The sequence below is a fragment of the Neisseria sp. P0021.S007 genome (assembly GCF_051956855.1).
Genome location: NZ_JBQCXA010000676.1, coordinates 1 through 635, shown reverse-complemented (window position 1 = coordinate 635; position 635 = coordinate 1). Strand labels below are relative to the sequence as shown.

Genomic DNA, 635 nt, shown 5'->3' with positions numbered 1-635 from the left:
CCAGCGTTGATTTGCGCCACCTGCATGACGACCTGCTCGCCGAATCCAAAATCAATCCGAGCGAAGAAAAATACACCCGACTCAACTGCACCGCGCTTGACCGCGAAATCCAAAAAGCCAAAGCCGACGCAAACGGCAAAGGCATGATTGCCGTCAACGTCATGAAAGCCGTCAAAGACCACGCCGCCTACGTCCGCCAAGCCTGCGAATCGGGGGCGGACGCGATTGTGATGGGCGCGGGATTGCCGCTGGATTTGCCCGAAATGACCGAGGGTTATCACAAAGATGTCGCCCTGTTCCCGATTTTGTCCGAATCGCGCGGTATCGGTATCGTATTGAAACGCTGGATGAAAAAAGGTGTTTTGCCCGACGCTATCGTTATCGAACATCCCGCGCACGCTGCCGGACACTTAGGCGCGGCAAGCGTGGCAGGTGTGAACGATGCCAAGTTTGAATTCAAACGCGTCATCGAAGAAACTTTTGAAGTATTCAAGAACTTAGGTCTTGAAAGTGAAAAAATCCCGCTCATCCTCGCCGGCGGCATGGCGAACTTTGAAAAAGTCAAAACTGCCCTGAAAAACTGGGGTGCGTCCGCCGTCCAAATCGGCACGGCGTTTGCCGTTACTGAAGAAGGC

The 635-nt window shown here is 53.9% G+C and carries 1 protein-coding gene; it reads left to right on the top strand.

The genetic code is table 11. From position 1 onward, the window contains the following. Positions 1 to 635: nitronate monooxygenase (locus ACTHUR_RS15325; RefSeq protein WP_440399492.1), on the top strand; the 635-nt coding region annotated here is incomplete at both ends.